Genomic DNA, 15,946 nt, shown 5'->3' on the forward strand with positions numbered 1-15,946 from the left:
ACCCCTACAGAATGCAGCAGTCATCGTGGGTCGCCACCAGGGTGTCGCCGCACAGAAGGCGGTCCCCCTCGCGGGCAATGGGCCGGTCATCGACGAGGCAGGTTTCATCCCCTTCGGCGATGGCACAGGGGCCGTGAAAGCAGAGCACGCCGTCGCCGTGGCGGGCGACTTCGAGACCGTGCAGGAACGTGGAGGGCGAGCCTTGGATGACTCGACCGCCTTTGAGGGTGGGGTCGTTGAGAACGATGATGGGGCGCATGACGAAACTTCCCTGAGGTGTGGCCGCGGTGAGCGTCCATGCTCCGGTGCGTTTGAGCGGCGAAATTAACACAGGGTCAGGGGCTTGAAAGTGGCACAGGTTATTTCAAGACGCGTCCCACGCTAGCGCGGTGAAGAGTCCTACACGCGAACGTGATGAGGCGCACATTTTGATCGAATAAGCGTAATTTGGAGGGGGTTGGAGCGGGGCGGGAGGCGTTGTGGGACTGGATCAGGGCGCGCTATTTGACGTGCGTACTCTGGGGAGCGATAGCAGCTGATTTCGACAACCAGCCAGCGCGCCATAAAACGCGCCAGCCAGTCACCACCAACAATCAGAAATCGTCGTCTTTGTCGAAGCGTCGCGCTTCGCGCTGCAGCTGATACACGAAACGCTCGACCTGGCGCTGCACCAGTCCACTCATGTTGTGGAAGCGCACACCGGCGAACGTGGTGTTGATCCTTTCTTCGAAGTGCAGATAGCGCAGTTCCACCGGCGTAGTCATGTTGCCGAAGGGCAGGGAGGCGATGAAGCGCTCATAGACCTGACCCAGCTGCATGCGCTCGGAGATATCACCTTCGAAGCGTAGCTTGCAACCGGTCGCGGAGACGTCCAGCAGTTTGCCGCGCAACGGAAATTTGAGCCTGTCGCCACCGATTTCGACATCAATCAGCGAAGCCAGCTTCAGGGCCGCGCGAAACGCGTTGCGGCGCTGGTGATAGACGACTTCTTCAGGCAGCGGGCCGCGATAGCTGCGCGGCTCTTCGATCACCGTCAGCTGGGCTTTGCTTTCCCAGGCGATGCGCACGCCGTCGTGAAAGCCTTCGACCCGGAAGGGTTCACCGCTGGCAAGAAAACGCTCGCCGTCGCGGGGAATCATCTCGTCGAAGATGACCTCGTTGGTGTCGCGGTTGACGTCGATCACGTAGCTCTGAAAACGCTGGGTGCGTTCGTGAAACGTGATGATCAGCGGGTCATGACTTTCCATCAGCAGCCGCAGATTGGCGGCGATTTCCAACGGGGTAGTCAGTACCATCGGGGGCTGCGGAACATCATCCGCGCTTGAGGCATTCACGGTCTATCCATCTCCAGGCAAATAACGGCAGCGTTCAGCGTGCGGCATATTGCCACCACGGTGCGCGCCTTGATACAAGAACTTACGCCTGGCTGAGCGGACGCGGCCTGGCCTTGCCCGACGTCGAACCGCGGCTGTCATACAGCGTGGGGGTGTCGCCGCCGTTGAGAATCCTCAACTGCTGTGCCGTGGTGAGTTGCTGGAGCTGGATAAGGCTGCCGTTCTGTTCATTGGCCGCCTGGCATTCACTCATCAGTGCGCTGAGTTCATCGCCTGCGGTCAACAAGGCTTCACCCACTGACGAATGTTTCGCCACTTCTTCGAGTCCCGCACGATTGGCGGGCAGACCCAGGCTGGTCATCAGCTGGGTACGTCGGCGTCCATGCTGCTCGAGCACGATCACCAGCGCCTGTTTCTGCGCCAGGATGTGTTCCATCTCGACCATATTGCGCCCGTGAAGCGCCACTGACTCGGCCTTCAGGATGTCCAGCAAATGCCGGGTCGGCGCAATGTCGTCCGTGATCAGTTGAAGCAATGTAGTGTCTTGCATCGCATGCCCTGGTGTTTAAGCGTCCAGAAGCCCCTGCGCAGACCGGGGGCTAGCGCTGGGCTTCGAAGTTAAGCAGTTTGCTAGCAACACGATTGCTGTCGACCTTATAGCTGCCGTCGGCGACCGCCTGCTTCAACTCAGCCACACGGGCGCTGTTGACGACAGGCTGATCACGCAACGAATCACTGATCTTCTGCAACTGTTGAGCTTCGCTGCTCAAATGTACTGCCTCACCACTACCGGGCACGCTCGAGGCGCCGCTGACCGCTGCCGTAGCTTCGGTTTTGCTGGCTTCCTTGGTGCTGGCGGTACGTGTTGTACCGCCAACGGGAGTGGAGCTGTTCAAACGATTGAAGTCGATGACCATGATTGAAAAACCTCTGGGTTCTAGGACGCTTGCCTTGGTTTCGGCCATACCCGGAATAACTTTAGGGCTCGTGCGAAAACAGTCTCGAATGGACGTCGCACGGAGCTCTGAGGTTCCGAGTGTAGGAAAAGCGCAAGCGCAGCGCCAGAGGTCTTACCTTCACATTTCAGTTACATAGCGACCTCAACTTGACCGGGCGCCACAATGTTGGCCTTGATCACTCGTTGGGAATTGAGGTTCTTGACCCGTATTTGCTCATTGAAACCGCCGTCGGACAGGGCTTCGCCCGGCATCCGTACGCTCATCGAACCGCTGCGCGCGCTGATTACCACCTGATCGCCCTTGTGGACCATTTGCGGCTGATCGAGGTGGACCGGAGTCAGGATCTGGTCGATGACCGTTGGTCGGACAACTTTCTGCCCGACTGCCTGATCCAACGAATCCAGGAAGCCTTGCCCCAGCAGGCTCACGTCACGTTCGCGCAGTGCGACATCGTTTTCAGTCACGATTGCGTCGCGCTTCATTGGCCGCACGGCCGTGACCACATTGCGGTAAAGGTGTACTTGGGCCGGCACGAACACCGTCCACGGGGAGGTGCCTTCGCAGCGCACCTTCACCGTGACACGGCCGATGGGCTGGGCCGGGCTTTCCAGTGAGGCTGTCAAATCCTTGTCGCACAGCGGCATGCGCAGACGCGGGTCCAGCTGCTTGACTTCGATTTCGTAGCGGCCGGCGGTTTGGTTGGTCGCCATGTAGTCTTCAACTGTGAATTCAAGAAAGCCCTGGGTCACGCCGATAAGTGTTTCAGGCAGGGTCATGTTGTCTGCGCGGCTCAGGCTGGCGGCACACAATAGACACAGCGCGACCAGCACGCAGAGAAAGCTGCGGGTTGCGGGGGCCAGGCGTCGGGATACTGTCGTTTGTGTGTTCATGATGAGTAAATAGCAAGGCCCGTGCCGCTTACCGTTCCGGTAGCGCAATTGGTCGTTTTGGGAGGAGTGGTGCATGGCTGGTGTGATGGATTCAGTAAACCAGCGCACTCAACTGGTAGGGCAGAACCGCCTTGAACTGTTGTTGTTCCGGTTGGACGGCAAGCAGTTATATGGGATCAACGTGTTCAAGGTAAAAGAGGTGCTTCAGTGCCCGAAACTTACCCACATGCCCAAATCCAGTCCGATTGTGCGCGGCGTGGCAAGTATTCGTGGCGGGACCATCCCGATCCTCGATCTGGCATTGGCGACCGGCGGCAAGCCGTTGGCTGACATTGCCAATTCCTTCGTGATTATCACGGAGTACAACACCAAGATTCAGGGCTTCCTGGTGCATGCGGTGGAACGCATCGTCAACATGAACTGGGAAGACATTCATCCGCCACCCAAGGGCACCGGTCGCGACCACTACCTCACGGCAGTGACGCGTCTGGACAACCAGCTGGTGGAAATCATCGACGTCGAGAAGATCCTCGCCGAAGTGGCGCCGGTCTCCGAGAACATCTCGGTCGGTGTGGTGACGGCGGAGGTCCAGCACAAGGCGCTCTCGTTGCGCGTGTTGACGGTCGATGATTCCTCAGTGGCGCGCAAACAGGTGACGCGCTGCCTGCAAACCGTCGGCGTGGAAGTCACGGCGTTGAATGACGGTCGTCAGGCACTCGAATTCCTGCGCAAACTGGTGGAAGAAGGCAAGAAGCCGGAAGAAGAATTCCTGATGATGATTTCCGACATTGAAATGCCGGAGATGGATGGCTATACCCTCACTGCGGAGATTCGCAGCGACCCGCGCATGCAGAAGTTGCACATCGTGTTGCACACGTCGTTGTCCGGCGTGTTCAACCAGGCGATGGTCAAGAAGGTCGGCGCTGATGATTTCCTGGCCAAGTTCCGGCCGGACGATCTGGCGGCGAGGGTAGTCGATCGCATCAAGGCGGCAGATATCAGCTGAGGAGGGGTTTTCCTCCTTGCTGTTCACATGATTTGAGGGGCGGCATGTCTACAGGTAATTTGGATTTTGATCAGTTCCGGGTGTTCCTGGAAAAAGCCTGTGGCATTTTGCTGGGTGAAAATAAACAGTACCTGGTCTCCAGCCGTCTCAACAAGTTGATGGAGCAGCAGTCCATCAAGTCGTTGAGTGAGCTGATCCAGCGTATCCAGACCCAGCCGCGCAGTGGTTTGCGCGAGCAGGTGGTCGATGCGATGACCACCAACGAGACGTTGTGGTTTCGCGATACGTACCCCTTCGAGGTGCTGAAGAACAAGGTGTTGCCGGAGGCGATCAAGGCCAGCCCTAACCAGCGTCTGCGCATCTGGTCGGCAGCGTGTTCGTCGGGGCAGGAACCGTATTCGCTGTCGATGTCGATTGATGAGTTCGAGCGCAGTAACGCGGGGCAGTTGAAGTCGGGCGTGCAGATTGTGGCGACGGATTTGTCGGGTTTGATGTTGAACAATTGCAAGACGGGTGAGTACGACAGTCTGGCCATTGGCCGGGGTTTGTCGCCAGACCGTCTGCAGCGTTTCTTCGATCAGAAGACGCCGGGGCGCTGGACGGTGAAGATGCCGATCAAGAGCCGTGTGGAGTTTCGTTCGTTCAATCTGTTGGACAGTTATGCGGCGTTGGGCAAGTTCGATATCGTGTTCTGTCGCAACGTGCTGATTTATTTCTCGGCGGAGGTGAAGAAGGATATTTTGTTGCGTATTCATTCGACGTTGAAGCCGGGGGGGTATTTGTTCCTTGGGGCGTCGGAGGCGCTGAACGGGTTGCCCGATCATTATCAGATGGTGCAGTGCAGTCCCGGGATTATTTATCAGGCCAAGTGATTGGCTGCGCTTTTGATTTATTAGAACCCGCTTAGGCGGGTTTTTTGTTTTGTGCTGGCGCTGGTAGGGCATCTGCCTAAGGGCAGATTGTTTCGCCTTCGGCGAGTTTGTGAAAATCCCCAGGATCAAGAGCGTCTGCCTAGGGGCAGACGTTTCGCCTTCGGCGAGTTACTTGGAAAAGCATCTCAAGTAACCAAGGGTGCTTGCTCCTGGTTGGGTTCCTCCTCCGTCGGAATACCTTCACTCCGGTCCCGCTCCGTGGGCCCGCGCCGAACGGACATCCATGTCCTGACGGCGCTCTCGCCGCATCCATGCGGCTCGGCCCACTGCGCGAGACCTCCGTTCAGCCTGCACCCAGGTCGCGATTGGCGGTGTTTGTGCTTTTTGCGCATGAAGATCAAAAGCACATCTAAAGCACATCTAAAGCAGATCAAGAACAGATCAAGGGCTTCCCGGCTAAAGCCAGTCCTACAGGTATTCGCGCACGGTCAGTGGGACCGGCTTTAGCCGGAAAGGGGCCCGTTTGGTCACCATAAATTCCGTGGCTTGCGCACTGACATCTTCCCGGCTAAAGCCGATCCCACTAAAAGCACGCGGTGTCCAGTAGGACCGGCTTGAGCCGGGAAGCTGTTGATCTTGATCTTCATACAAAGCTAGTTCAGACGACACCTATCGCGACTTGGGTGCAGGCCGAACGCAGACGACGCGGAGTGGGCCGAGCGGCATGGATGCCGCGAGAGCGCCGCTAGGACATGGATGTCCGTTCGGCGCGGGCCCACGGAGCGTCGTCGGAGTGAGGGAACCCGACGAAGTCGGGCCTAACCAGGAGCAGGCACCCTTGGTTACTTGGGGTGCTTTTCCAAGTAACTCGCCGAAGGCGAAACCGAGGCCGTTAGGCCGAGCCTAAAACATCAGCGCCGCCGAGTACTGAGGGACGTACACAATGCAGGCGCCGACTCCGGCTTCTGAAAGCGGCAGCGTTGGTAACGGCAAAAAAACGGCACCCGTCTTGCCGCTTTCGTCCCATCAAGCGGAAATCCCTTGCCGCTTTTCTGTCATCCCTCCCCACCAACACCCCTACAGCCCCCGTAAAACTGCACTTTCAGCAAGTGGCACGCACCTTGCTATATCTCCTGTACGTACATCTGGTCAGCCCTCAAAGGTCCCGACATGAGCATCAGTTTTGAAAACGCCCTCGGCATCCACGAAAAAGCGCTCAACTTCCGCGCCCAGCGTGCCGAAGTGCTGGCCAACAACATCACCAACGCCGACACCCCCAACTACAAGGCGCGTGACCTCGACTTCTCGAAAGTCCTGGCCGCCGAAAGCGACAAAAGCAAAAACGGCCAATTCGCCCTCGACATGACCAACAACCGTCACATTGAAGCCGAAGGCATGAGCGATGGCGAAGCCAGCCTGCTCTACCGCACGCCGTCGCAGCCGTCGCTGGACCAGAACACTGTCGACTCCCAGGTCGAAAATGCCAACTACGCCGAAAACGCCATCGGTTTTCAGGCCAGCTTCACCTTGCTCAACAGCAAATTCAAAGGGCTGGTTGCAGCCCTGCGCGGAGAGTAATCCATGTCCCTAGCCAGTGTTTTCAGTATTGCCGGTAGCGGTATGAGTGCGCAGAACACCCGCCTCAACACCGTGGCCAGCAACATCGCCAACGCCGAAACCGTGTCCTCCAGCATGGACAAGACCTACCGCGCCCGCCATCCGGTGTTCGCCACAGTCTTCCAGGGTCAGGAATCCGGCGGCAGTGCATCGCTGTTCGAAGACCAGGGTCAGGCCGGCACCGGCGTACAGGTTTCCGGCATCGTCGAAGACGCCTCCAACCTGGAAGCACGTTACGAGCCAAATCACCCGTCAGCCGACAAAAACGGCTACGTGTATTACCCGAACGTCAACGTCGTCAACGAGATGGCCGACATGATCTCGGCCAGCCGTTCGTTCCAGACCAACGCGGAAATCATGAACACCGCGAAAACAATGATGCAGAAGGTCCTGACCCTCGGTCAGTGATAAAGGGCGAAATCCATGACGGTATCAAGCACAGACGCTACCTCGACGTTCCTCAAAGGGCTGCAAAGCACGACCACCGGGACCACAGGCACTAGCACCAAATCCGCCACCGACACCAGCAGCCTCACCGGCTCCAGTTCGCTGGGCAAGGATTCATTCCTGCAATTGCTCGTGACGCAAATGCAGAACCAGAACCCGCTCGATCCTCAGGACAACAGCGAGTTCGTGGCGCAGCTGGCTCAGTTCAGCAGCCTGGAAACCATGCAGAACCTGAGCACCTCGGTGGACTCGATCAGCACCATGTATCAGTCGTCGCAGGCGTTGCAGGCCTCGTCCCTGGTCGGCCGCTCGGTGACCGTGGACGCCGGTTCCACCTACGTCGACACCAGCAAGGCCATGACCGGTTCGGTGGTGCTGCCATCGTCCAGTACCGACACCACGGTGAAGATCTACGACAGCACCGGCACCAACGTCGTGCGCACCATCGACCTGGGTACTCAGGCGGCGGGCACCACATCCTTTAGCTGGGATGGCACGGATGACAGCGGCGCAGCGGTGGCAGCGGGCAATTACAGCTTCGTCGCCAACGGCAGCCTTAGCGGCACCTCCACTACGTTGAGCACCTACCTGCCGGCGACAGTGAACAGCGTGACCATGGGCACAACGGGCTCTGACATGACGTTGAACCTGGCCGGCGGTACCCAGGTTGCACTGGCAAAAATCAAGCAAATCGGAATTTAGAGCCGACTAGACGGCGCAGGAGTTAATCATGTCTTTCAATGTTGGTCTTAGTGGGCTCTACGCTGCAAACAAAAGTCTCGACGTCACCGGCAACAACATTGCCAACGTCGCGACCACCGGTTTCAAATCTTCCCGTGCGGAGTTTGCTGACCAGTACGCCCAATCGATTCGCGGCACGTCCGGTAGCACCAACACCGGCAGTGGCGTCACCACCGCCGCCGTTTCTCAGCAGTTCACACAGGGCACGCTGAACACCGGCACCGGTCGCAGCCTGGACCTGGCGATCAACGGCAACGGCTTCTTCATGATGAGCAACAACGGCGAGAAGCTCTACACCCGCGCCGGTGCATTTCACACCGACTCCGCGGGTTACATCGTCAACGAAGCGGGCAACAATCTGCAGGGCTACAGCGTTGACGGTCAGGGCAATGTCGCCACGGGCGTGCTGAGCAACCTGCGTGTCGATTCGTCGAACCTGGCGCCGAAAAGCACCAGTTTGATCACCGTCGCCTCCAACCTGAACTCTTCGTCCACCGTGCCGACGGTGTCGACCTTCTCGCCGTCGGACACCAGCAGCTACACCACGACCTACAGCACGCCGCTGTACGACAGTCAGGGTAACGAACACACCCTCGACCAGTATTTTTCGAAGACGGGCACCAATACCTGGACGATGTACAGCCTGGTCGATGGCCGCAGCATCAGCGATCCAACGTCCACTACCGCTGACGCGACCGCAGTGACCTTCGATTCGTCGGGTGGCTTGATCACCAGCGGCACCGGCTCCCCTGATACCACCAATTCGCCAAACGTGAGCGTGGGTACGGACGGTATCTTCTCCATCAACAACTGGGTGCCCGCCGCCAAGACTACCGTTGGCAGCACCACTACCTGGGCGAGCAACGGCGCGGCCGCGAATGCGGGCGGGATCAAGCTCAACATGCTGGCGACCACCCAGACTAACGCGGTGTCGGGTGCAATCACCAAGACCCAGGACGGTTACGCCACCGGCCAGATCACAGCGATGAACATCGACGCCACTGGCAACATGTTCGCGACCTACACCAACGGTCAGTCCAAGGTCATCGGTCAGGTGTCGCTGACCAACTTCGCCAACGTTCAGGGCCTGTCCCCGGCGGGCGGCACCAACTGGCGTGAATCGGCTTCGTCGGGCATCCCGGTTACGGGCGCTCCGCAGTCGGGTACGCTGGGTTACTTGACCGGGCAGGCGCTGGAAGAATCCAACGTCGACCTGACCGGCGAGCTGGTCAACCTGATCAAGGCGCAGAGTAACTACCAGGCGAACGCCAAGACCATTTCGACGCAGAGCACCATCATGCAGACCATCATTCAGATGACCTGATCACGGTCGATGGGTACGCTTGATCAAGCCCCTCTCGGAGGGGCTTTTTTTTGCCTTTTTTTCGGGATGAAATATCGAGAGCCGTCCCACTCTACAACTGGAAACTTCCTACTTTCGTCTTTGCGAGAATCAAGTTCGCTGACAAATAAATGCCATTGAGCGGCGTCGTTCATGACGTCCGTTCGATCGCATTCCTTTGCCCGCGATCTCGATGCATTGACGAGCTTGTCGTTGAACAACGACTCAGGGAGTGTTCATGTCATTCAACACAGCGGTTTCAGGTTTGCACGCGGCGCACAAGCGCATGGAAGTGGCCGGCAACAACATCGCCAACGTCCACACGTCCGGTTTCAAATCCTCTCGCGCCGAGTTCTCGGCGCTCTATTCGTCCTCCATGCTCGGCGGCAGCCGCACGGCCGCAGGTGATGGGGTGCAAGTGGCCAACGTCTCGCAGAATTTCGCGCCCGGCGGGGTCATCACCAGCGAGGGCAGGGCGCTCGACATGCGCATTCAGGGCAATGGATTTTTTGTCATGAGTGACGCCGGTTCCATCAGTTACGGCCGGTCAGGGGCCTTCATCAAAGATGCACAGAATTTCGTCGTCGACGCCCACGGCAGTCGCTTGCAGGGTTATGGGATTACCGACGACGGGAAAGTGATCAGCGGCGTTCGCACGGATTTGAAGATTGACTCCGCCGGCATGTCGCCCAAAGCCACCGGCAAGATGGAGCAGACCCTCAACCTGAATGCGGGGTCGACGTCACTCGGCGCTCTTCCGCGCTTCGACCCTGGCGACCCGACCACCTACACCCGGGTGACGGGGAGGGTGATTCAGGACGCTGGCACTCCGCCGCAGGATCATGAGCTCAAGCAGTATTTCGTCAAGACCGACGACAATAACTGGACGTCTTACATACTCATCGACGGTGTGAATCCGTTGGACCCGACCAGCACCGCGCCACTGGAGATCGGCTTGCAGGTGTCTGCTGCCGGCAGGCTTTCGCTCACCGGCTCGGCAGCAGCGGTGAAGATGATTTCCGACACCGAGTTGGCGTTGCAGAACTGGCGCCCGGCGGTCAAGGTTAACGGCAACTGGACAGCAAGCCCCGTGCCCGCCCCGGGACCGATCTCACTGCCGCTGCTGGACGGTGGCCTGCCAGCGCTCGATCCGACCGATCCGCTCTTGCCGCGGCCGGTGCCGACTTTCAATCCGTCGGACCTCACCACCTTCACCAAGGCGTCCACCTTTGGGGTGTTCGACAGCCTCGGCATGCGCCACGAGATGACCCAGTACTTCCTCAAGGACGGCAGCAACAGCTGGAAGATGCACACGCTGATTGACGGGCGCAACCCGCAGGACCCGACCAGCACGGCGCCGTCGACGGCCAGCATGCTGTTTGACTCCAGCGGCTCGTTGCAATCACTGATTGGTAGCCAATGGCTGACCGCCGCCAACAAAACCCTGACCCTGAGCGGCTGGGTGCCCGCCAAACCGCTGGACGGCAACAAACCGGGCGGGCGCTGGGGTGCGAATGGCGCCGTGGGAAATGCTAACGGCATTGTCATGGACTTTAACAAGATCAGTCAGCACAACGCCGCCACCGGCAGCAGCAACGTTGTCATCGACGGGCACGCGGCAGGGCAGGCCACTCAGTTGACCATCGACAAAAGCGGCATGCTGATGATCGGGTTCAGCAATGGCGAGCATCGTAACGTCGGCCAGGTCATGCTCGCCAGCTTCGCCAACAATCAAGGGCTGCGGCCGGTCAGCGACACGCGCTGGGTCGAAACCCTGGCCTCGGGCGTCGCCAATTACGACACGCCGGGTGTCGGCACCTTGGGCAGCGTCATCGGGCACTCGCTGGAGGGCTCCAATGTCAAGCTGACCAATGAACTGGTGGAGCTGATCCAGGCGCAGACGGCCTATCAGGCCAACTCTAAAACCTTGTCGACGGAGGCGGAACTGATGCAGACGTTGATACGCGCGACTTGATGCGCAACTGGCGTGAGCGCCAGTGTGGAACCGGCTTCAGCCGGGAAGGCGGCGTGTCAGGCGACTGTCTCGTCACAGGCACACCGCCTTCGCGGGCAAGCGCGCTCCTACAGTGGGTGGGCGTTGGATCGGGAAATCGCGGTGGCACACCAATCGGTTTGTGGCGAACGCAAAGGCATAGGCACACGCAAAACCTGTAGGAGCGTGGCTTGTCCCGCGATCGGCTGCGAAGCAGTCGTTAAACCTCGCGGCGCCGTGCTTGCTGACACACCGCATTCATCGGGTCTACTGCCGCTGCGCGCCAGATCGCGGGACAAGCCACGCTCCTACAGTGGATCGGCGTGGGCCGGGATCTCACCATCATGCACAGAACCTGTAGGCGTCAGCTTGCTGGCGAAGGCGGCGTGTCAGGCGACTGTCTCGTCACAGGCACACCGCCTTCGCGGGCAAGCGCGCTCCTACAGTGGGTCGGCGTTGGATCGGGAAATCGCGGTGGTACACCAATCGGTATGTGGCGAACGCAAAGGCATAGGCACACGCAAAATCTGTAGGAGCGTGGCTTGTCCCGCGATCGGCTGCGAAGCAGTCGTTAAACCTCGCGGCGCCGTGCTTGCTGACACACCGCATTCATCGGGTCTACTGCCGCTGCGCGCCAGATCGCGGGGCAAGCCACGCTCCTACAGTGGATCGGCGTGGGCCGGGATTTCAGGGTGATACACAGAACCTGTGGGAGTCAGCTTGCTGACGAATGCGGGGTGTCATGCGATCAAGCTACAGCAGATCGAAACAACTTAAATCGAACAATCCGACTTCACATACGCCGCGCTGATCCGTGTCCAGCCTTTGCCCGGACTGAGCTGGGCGCAGACCGTGCGGTGGGCGCCTTGCCAGAGGAAATAGGGCGCCGGCGCCGCCCATGCGGCAAACGAGCAGGCAATCAGTGTAAGGAGCAGGGCGGTGCGCAGACCCATGACAGTTTTCCGTGGCGACTGAAGCGAATTCACAAAACGCTGCAAGTTTCGCACCCCATGGTGAGTTTTCTGGCGCTCGCTGCCGTCGACTTGCAGGAAACCGGCAGTCTGCTGTCGCGGGGCGACGCAAACCGGACTCACGTCCACGGAAAGCGGCCGGAATCATTGAAGAATCAACGCTTTGTATCACCGCTGAAAAACTGGTTCGATTATTGCTATGACCTGTTCAGTACAGCTACAGGCGGCAAGCGTCTGTCGGAGGAGGAAGACTGTGGACAAGTTGCTATACGTGGCCATGAGCGGAGCGTCGGAAAACGCCATCGCCCAAAAGGCCCATGCCAACAACCTGGCGAACGTTTCGACCAACGGGTTTCAACGCGACCTCGAACAAGCGCGCTCGATGCCGGTGTTCGGCGAGGTTAACCCGTCCCGGGCGTACGCCATGAGCGAACGTCCCGGCACTGACTTTAGCCAGGGCGCGATGGTCGACACCGGTCGCGATCTGGACGTCGCCGTCAAAGGCAACGGCTGGATGGCGGTGCAGACCGCCGACGGCGGTGAAGCCTACACCCGCACCTCCAGCATGAACATCGACGCCCTCGGCGTGTTGCGTGATGGCAATGGTTTGCCGGTCATGGGCAACAGCGGGCCGATTGCCGTGCCTCCGCAGCAGCAGATCGAGATCGGCGCCGACGGCACCATCAGCGTCCGCTCGCTGGGCGAGAGCCCGCAGGTCATGGCCCAGATCGACCGCATCAAGCTGGTCAAGGGCGACCAGACGACCATGGAAAAAGGCCCCGACGGTCTGATGCACACCAAAAGCGGCAAGCCGGCCCAGGCCGATGCCGACGTGCAGGTCGAATCCGGCTTTCTTCAGGCCAGCAACGTCAACGCCGTCGACGAGATGACGTCGGTGCTGGCGCTGTCCCGCCAATTCGAACTGCACATCAAGATGATGAAGACCGCCGAGCAGGATGACGAGTCGATGGCTCGCGTCTTGCAAATGGGCTAATGACTGACAGCTTGCGCCGATAAACAGGCGCTCGAGGAGATTCAAACATGCTTCCGGCACTCTATGTTGCTAAAACCGGTCTGGCCGCCCAGGACACCAACCTGACGACCATTTCCAACAACCTGGCCAACGTTTCGACCACCGGTTTCAAAAGCGACCGTGCGGAATTCCAGGATTTGCTCTACCAGATCAAGCGTCAGCCAGGCGCCCAGTCCACTCAGGACAGCCAGCTGCCATCCGGCCTGCAACTGGGTACCGGTGTGCGCATCGTCGGCACCCAGAAAAACTTCACCGCCGGCAGCCTGCAGACCACCAACCAGCCGCTGGACATGGCGGTCAACGGCCGCGGTTTCTTCCAGATCCGTCAGCCTGACGGCACCGTGGCCTACACCCGCGACGGCACGTTTCACCTGGACAGCAACGGCCAGATCGTGACCGCCAACGGCTACGCGCTGGAGCCTGCGATCGTCGTTCCGCAGGATTCGCAGACCTTCACCGTCGGCGAAGACGGCACCGTGTCGATCACCACGTCGGCAAACGCCGCGACGCCACAGGTCATCGGGAATATCCAGACCGCCGATTTCATCAACCCGGCCGGCCTGCAATCCCAGGGCGGCAACCTGTACCTGGAAACCGCTTCCAGCGGCGCGCCGCAAGTGGGTACTCCGGGCCTGACGGGGCTGGGCGTGGTCAAGCAGAACACCCTGGAAAACTCCAACGTCAGCACCGTTGAAGAGTTGGTGAACATGATCACCACCCAGCGCGCCTACGAGATGAACTCCAAAGTGATCTCGACCGCTGACTCGATGCTCCAGTACGTCACCCAGAACCTGTAAACCGGTCTTGAAATACCTGATGTCCTGCTGTGAAACACCTGATCAATTACAAGGGGCGCCTGAAAAACGCCTGCTACACCGCGAGGTTTTAAGTGTCATGAAACGGCTCTCTGTATTGCGGCTTTCCCTGTTGGCAGCACCGTTGTGCGGTATCGCGCTGCTGACCGGCTGCGTTGCGCCTGCGGCCAAACCCAATGACCCTTATTACGCGCCGGTGTTGCCGCGCACGCCGCTGCCTTCAGCGGCCAGCAACGGTTCGATCTATCAGGCCGGTTTCGAGCAAAACCTGTACGGCGACCGCAAGGCCTACCGGGTTGGCGACATCATCACCATTACGCTCTCCGAGAAGATGGCCGCCAGCAAAGCCGCCAGCTCCGGGATCAGCAAGACCAGCAAAACCAGCCTCGGCCTGACCTCGCTGTTTGGCGCTGGCGTCAGCACCAACAACCCGGTCGGTGGCGGCAACCTCAGCCTGGATGCGGGTTACACCGGCGACCGCGCCACCAAGGGCGACGGCAAGGCGGCACAGAGCAACAGCCTGACCGGCTCGATCACCGTGACCGTCGCTGACGTGATGCCCAACGGCATTCTGCTGGTGCGCGGCGAGAAGTGGATGACCCTGAACACCGGTGACGAACTGGTGCGCATCGCCGGCCTGATCCGCGCCGATGACATCGCCACTGACAACACCGTGTCGTCGACTCGCATCGCCGATGCACGCATTACTTATTCCGGTACAGGCGCGTTTGCCGATTCCAGTCAGCCAGGCTGGTTCGACCGATTCTTCCTCAGCCCGTTGTTCCCTTTCTGATAGCGGGATAGCCATGATCACGTTCAAGCAACTGATAGCGGCAGCGCTGCTGTTCACCACCGCACTCGGCGCCCACGCCGAGCGCCTGAAGGACATCGCCAGCATTTCCGGCGTACGGACCAACCAGTTGATCGGTTACGGTCTGGTGGTGGGGCTCAACGGCACGGGTGACCAGACCACCCAGACGCCGTTCACCCTGCAGACCTTTAACAACATGCTCTCGCAGTTCGGCATCAAGGTCCCGTCGGGTTCCGGCACCGTGCAGTTGAAAAACGTCGCGGCCGTGGCCGTGTACGCCGACCTGCCGCCGTTCGCCAAACCGGGTCAGCAGATCGACATCACCGTGTCGTCCATCGGCAACTCGAAAAGCCTGCGCGGCGGTGCCCTGTTGATGACCCCGATGAAGGGTATCGACGGCAATGTCTACGCCGTGGGCCAGGGTAACCTCGTGGTTGGCGGCTTCGACGCCGAGGGCCGCGACGGCTCGAAGATCACCGTCAACGTTCCGTCTTCCGGGCGTATCCCGGGTGGCGCATCGGTTGAACGGGCCGTGCCGAGTGGCTTCAACCAGGGCAACTCGCTGACCCTTAACCTCAATCGCAACGATTTCACCACCGCCAAGCGCATCGTCGACAAGATCAACGACATGCTCGGCCCTGGCGTCGCTCAGGCGCTGGACGGCGGCTCTGTGCGGGTCACTGCGCCGCTGGACCCCAACCAGCGTGTTGATTACCTGTCGGTGCTGGAAAACCTGGAGATCGATCCGGGCCAGACGTCCGCCAAAGTCATCATCAACTCGCGGACCGGCACCATTGTCATCGGCCAGAACGTCAAGGTTTCGCCGGCAGCGGTCACCCACGGCAGCCTGACCGTGACCATCACCGAAGACCCGATCGTCAGCCAGCCTGGCGCGTTCTCCAACGGCCAGACCGCTGTGGTCCCGCGTTCGAAGATCAACGCGCAGCAGGAAATGCACCCGATGTTCAAGTTCGGTCCGGGCACCACGCTGGATGAAATTGTCCGCGCGGTTAACCAGGTGGGCGCAGCGCCAGGCGACTTGATGGCGATTCTCGAAGCACTGAAACAGGCTGGCGCGTTGCAAGCCGACCTGATCGTGATTTAAGAGGCAGACT

Annotated in this window: 17 protein-coding genes; 11 read left to right on the forward strand and 6 right to left on the reverse strand. The window is 59.7% G+C overall.

Translation table 11 applies throughout. From position 1 onward, the window contains the following. Positions 1 to 4: 4 nt before the first annotated feature. The 5 genes from OKW98_RS10170 to flgA all read right to left on the reverse strand — a co-directional run bounded on the left by OKW98_RS10170 (position 5) and on the right by flgA (position 3,183). Positions 5 to 259: a PAAR domain-containing protein gene (locus OKW98_RS10170; RefSeq protein WP_265389032.1), complete on the reverse strand. Its 255-nt coding sequence runs from the start codon at positions 257 to 259 to the stop codon at positions 5 to 7. Between the two features lie 334 nt (positions 260 to 593). Beyond that, the gene (locus OKW98_RS10175) at positions 594 to 1,334 is read right to left on the reverse strand and encodes a flagellar brake protein (protein WP_265389033.1); all 741 of its coding nucleotides are present in this window, start codon (positions 1,332 to 1,334) and stop codon (positions 594 to 596) included. An 82-nt stretch (positions 1,335 to 1,416) separates the two neighbouring features. Then, positions 1,417 to 1,884: a flagella synthesis protein FlgN gene (locus tag OKW98_RS10180; protein ID WP_074893095.1), complete on the reverse strand. Its 468-nt coding sequence runs from the start codon at positions 1,882 to 1,884 to the stop codon at positions 1,417 to 1,419. Positions 1,885 to 1,933: 49 nt separating this feature from the next. Next, complete coding sequence (gene flgM / locus OKW98_RS10185) at positions 1,934 to 2,251, reverse strand: flagellar biosynthesis anti-sigma factor FlgM (protein ID WP_265389701.1); 318 nt, start codon at positions 2,249 to 2,251, stop codon at positions 1,934 to 1,936. 170 nt (positions 2,252 to 2,421) lie between these two features. Beyond that, entirely contained in the window at positions 2,422 to 3,183 is a 762-nt protein-coding gene (gene flgA, locus OKW98_RS10190) for a flagellar basal body P-ring formation chaperone FlgA (RefSeq protein WP_265389034.1), read from the reverse strand. Between the two features lie 73 nt (positions 3,184 to 3,256). Here flgA and OKW98_RS10195 point away from each other — a divergent pair, with 73 nt between their 5' ends. From OKW98_RS10195 to OKW98_RS10225, 7 genes are all read left to right on the forward strand, one after another. Continuing rightward, positions 3,257 to 4,189 carry a chemotaxis protein CheV gene (locus OKW98_RS10195; protein ID WP_265389035.1) on the forward strand — a complete coding sequence of 311 codons (933 nt, stop codon included), beginning with the start codon at positions 3,257 to 3,259 and terminating at the stop codon, positions 4,187 to 4,189. 44 nt (positions 4,190 to 4,233) lie between these two features. Next, entirely contained in the window at positions 4,234 to 5,061 is an 828-nt protein-coding gene (cheR, locus tag OKW98_RS10200) for a protein-glutamate O-methyltransferase CheR (protein WP_265389036.1), read from the forward strand. Positions 5,062 to 6,231: 1,170 nt separating this feature from the next. Beyond that, positions 6,232 to 6,639, forward strand: coding sequence for a flagellar basal body rod protein FlgB (gene flgB, locus OKW98_RS10205; protein WP_265389037.1), 408 nt, complete (start codon positions 6,232 to 6,234; stop codon positions 6,637 to 6,639). Between the two features lie 3 nt (positions 6,640 to 6,642). Further along, entirely contained in the window at positions 6,643 to 7,086 is a 444-nt protein-coding gene (gene flgC / locus OKW98_RS10210) for a flagellar basal body rod protein FlgC (RefSeq protein WP_265389038.1), read from the forward strand. Positions 7,087 to 7,101: 15 nt separating this feature from the next. After that, positions 7,102 to 7,827, forward strand: a complete 726-nt coding sequence (locus tag OKW98_RS10215) for a flagellar hook assembly protein FlgD (protein WP_265389039.1) — start codon at positions 7,102 to 7,104, stop codon at positions 7,825 to 7,827. A gap of 28 nt (positions 7,828 to 7,855) precedes the next feature. Beyond that, entirely contained in the window at positions 7,856 to 9,190 is a 1,335-nt protein-coding gene (gene flgE, locus OKW98_RS10220) for a flagellar hook protein FlgE (protein WP_265389040.1), read from the forward strand. 256 nt (positions 9,191 to 9,446) lie between these two features. Further along, positions 9,447 to 11,183, forward strand: a complete 1,737-nt coding sequence (locus OKW98_RS10225; protein WP_265389041.1) for a flagellar hook protein FlgE — start codon at positions 9,447 to 9,449, stop codon at positions 11,181 to 11,183. A 791-nt stretch (positions 11,184 to 11,974) separates the two neighbouring features. Here the strand turns inward: OKW98_RS10225 and OKW98_RS10230 are convergent. Then, the gene (locus OKW98_RS10230; RefSeq protein ID WP_265389042.1) at positions 11,975 to 12,154 is read right to left on the reverse strand and encodes a hypothetical protein; all 180 of its coding nucleotides are present in this window, start codon (positions 12,152 to 12,154) and stop codon (positions 11,975 to 11,977) included. 271 nt (positions 12,155 to 12,425) lie between these two features. On the opposite strand from OKW98_RS10230, the gene OKW98_RS10235 reads away from it, so the two are divergent. The 4 genes from OKW98_RS10235 to OKW98_RS10250 all read left to right on the forward strand — a co-directional run bounded on the left by OKW98_RS10235 (position 12,426) and on the right by OKW98_RS10250 (position 15,936). Further along, a complete protein-coding gene (locus tag OKW98_RS10235) occupies positions 12,426 to 13,166 on the forward strand; it encodes a flagellar basal body rod protein FlgF (RefSeq protein ID WP_133775921.1) in 741 nt (246 codons plus the stop codon). Positions 13,167 to 13,213: 47 nt separating this feature from the next. After that, a complete protein-coding gene (gene flgG, locus OKW98_RS10240; RefSeq protein WP_133775920.1) occupies positions 13,214 to 14,002 on the forward strand; it encodes a flagellar basal-body rod protein FlgG in 789 nt (262 codons plus the stop codon). Positions 14,003 to 14,099: 97 nt separating this feature from the next. Then, the gene (gene flgH / locus OKW98_RS10245) at positions 14,100 to 14,813 is read left to right on the forward strand and encodes a flagellar basal body L-ring protein FlgH (RefSeq protein WP_074893066.1); all 714 of its coding nucleotides are present in this window, start codon (positions 14,100 to 14,102) and stop codon (positions 14,811 to 14,813) included. Between the two features lie 13 nt (positions 14,814 to 14,826). Beyond that, positions 14,827 to 15,936, forward strand: coding sequence for a flagellar basal body P-ring protein FlgI (locus OKW98_RS10250; RefSeq protein ID WP_265389043.1), 1,110 nt, complete (start codon positions 14,827 to 14,829; stop codon positions 15,934 to 15,936). Positions 15,937 to 15,946 lie beyond the last annotated feature (10 nt).

Source organism: Pseudomonas sp. KU26590 (genome assembly GCF_026153515.1).
Classification (GTDB): domain Bacteria; phylum Pseudomonadota; class Gammaproteobacteria; order Pseudomonadales; family Pseudomonadaceae; genus Aquipseudomonas.

What these genes read in the sequence shown, in the direction of transcription:
- flgG (WP_133775920.1), top strand. Translation starts at nt 13,214, where the DNA reads ATGCTTCCGGCACTCTATGTTGCTAAAACCGGTCTGGCCGCCCAGGAC.
- flgB (WP_265389037.1), top strand. Translation starts at nt 6,232, where the DNA reads ATGAGCATCAGTTTTGAAAACGCCCTCGGCATCCACGAAAAAGCGCTC.
- OKW98_RS10195 (WP_265389035.1), top strand. Translation starts at nt 3,257, where the DNA reads ATGGCTGGTGTGATGGATTCAGTAAACCAGCGCACTCAACTGGTAGGG.
- flgE (WP_265389040.1), top strand. Translation starts at nt 7,856, where the DNA reads ATGTCTTTCAATGTTGGTCTTAGTGGGCTCTACGCTGCAAACAAAAGT.
- flgA (WP_265389034.1), bottom strand. Translation starts at nt 3,183, where the DNA reads ATGAACACACAAACGACAGTATCCCGACGCCTGGCCCCCGCAACCCGC.
- flgH (WP_074893066.1), top strand. Translation starts at nt 14,100, where the DNA reads ATGAAACGGCTCTCTGTATTGCGGCTTTCCCTGTTGGCAGCACCGTTG.
- flgM (WP_265389701.1), bottom strand. Translation starts at nt 2,251, where the DNA reads ATGGTCATCGACTTCAATCGTTTGAACAGCTCCACTCCCGTTGGCGGT.
- OKW98_RS10180 (WP_074893095.1), bottom strand. Translation starts at nt 1,884, where the DNA reads ATGCAAGACACTACATTGCTTCAACTGATCACGGACGACATTGCGCCG.
- OKW98_RS10230 (WP_265389042.1), bottom strand. Translation starts at nt 12,154, where the DNA reads ATGGGTCTGCGCACCGCCCTGCTCCTTACACTGATTGCCTGCTCGTTT.
- OKW98_RS10215 (WP_265389039.1), top strand. Translation starts at nt 7,102, where the DNA reads ATGACGGTATCAAGCACAGACGCTACCTCGACGTTCCTCAAAGGGCTG.
- OKW98_RS10250 (WP_265389043.1), top strand. Translation starts at nt 14,827, where the DNA reads ATGATCACGTTCAAGCAACTGATAGCGGCAGCGCTGCTGTTCACCACC.
- cheR (WP_265389036.1), top strand. Translation starts at nt 4,234, where the DNA reads ATGTCTACAGGTAATTTGGATTTTGATCAGTTCCGGGTGTTCCTGGAA.
- flgC (WP_265389038.1), top strand. Translation starts at nt 6,643, where the DNA reads ATGTCCCTAGCCAGTGTTTTCAGTATTGCCGGTAGCGGTATGAGTGCG.
- OKW98_RS10170 (WP_265389032.1), bottom strand. Translation starts at nt 259, where the DNA reads ATGCGCCCCATCATCGTTCTCAACGACCCCACCCTCAAAGGCGGTCGA.
- OKW98_RS10225 (WP_265389041.1), top strand. Translation starts at nt 9,447, where the DNA reads ATGTCATTCAACACAGCGGTTTCAGGTTTGCACGCGGCGCACAAGCGC.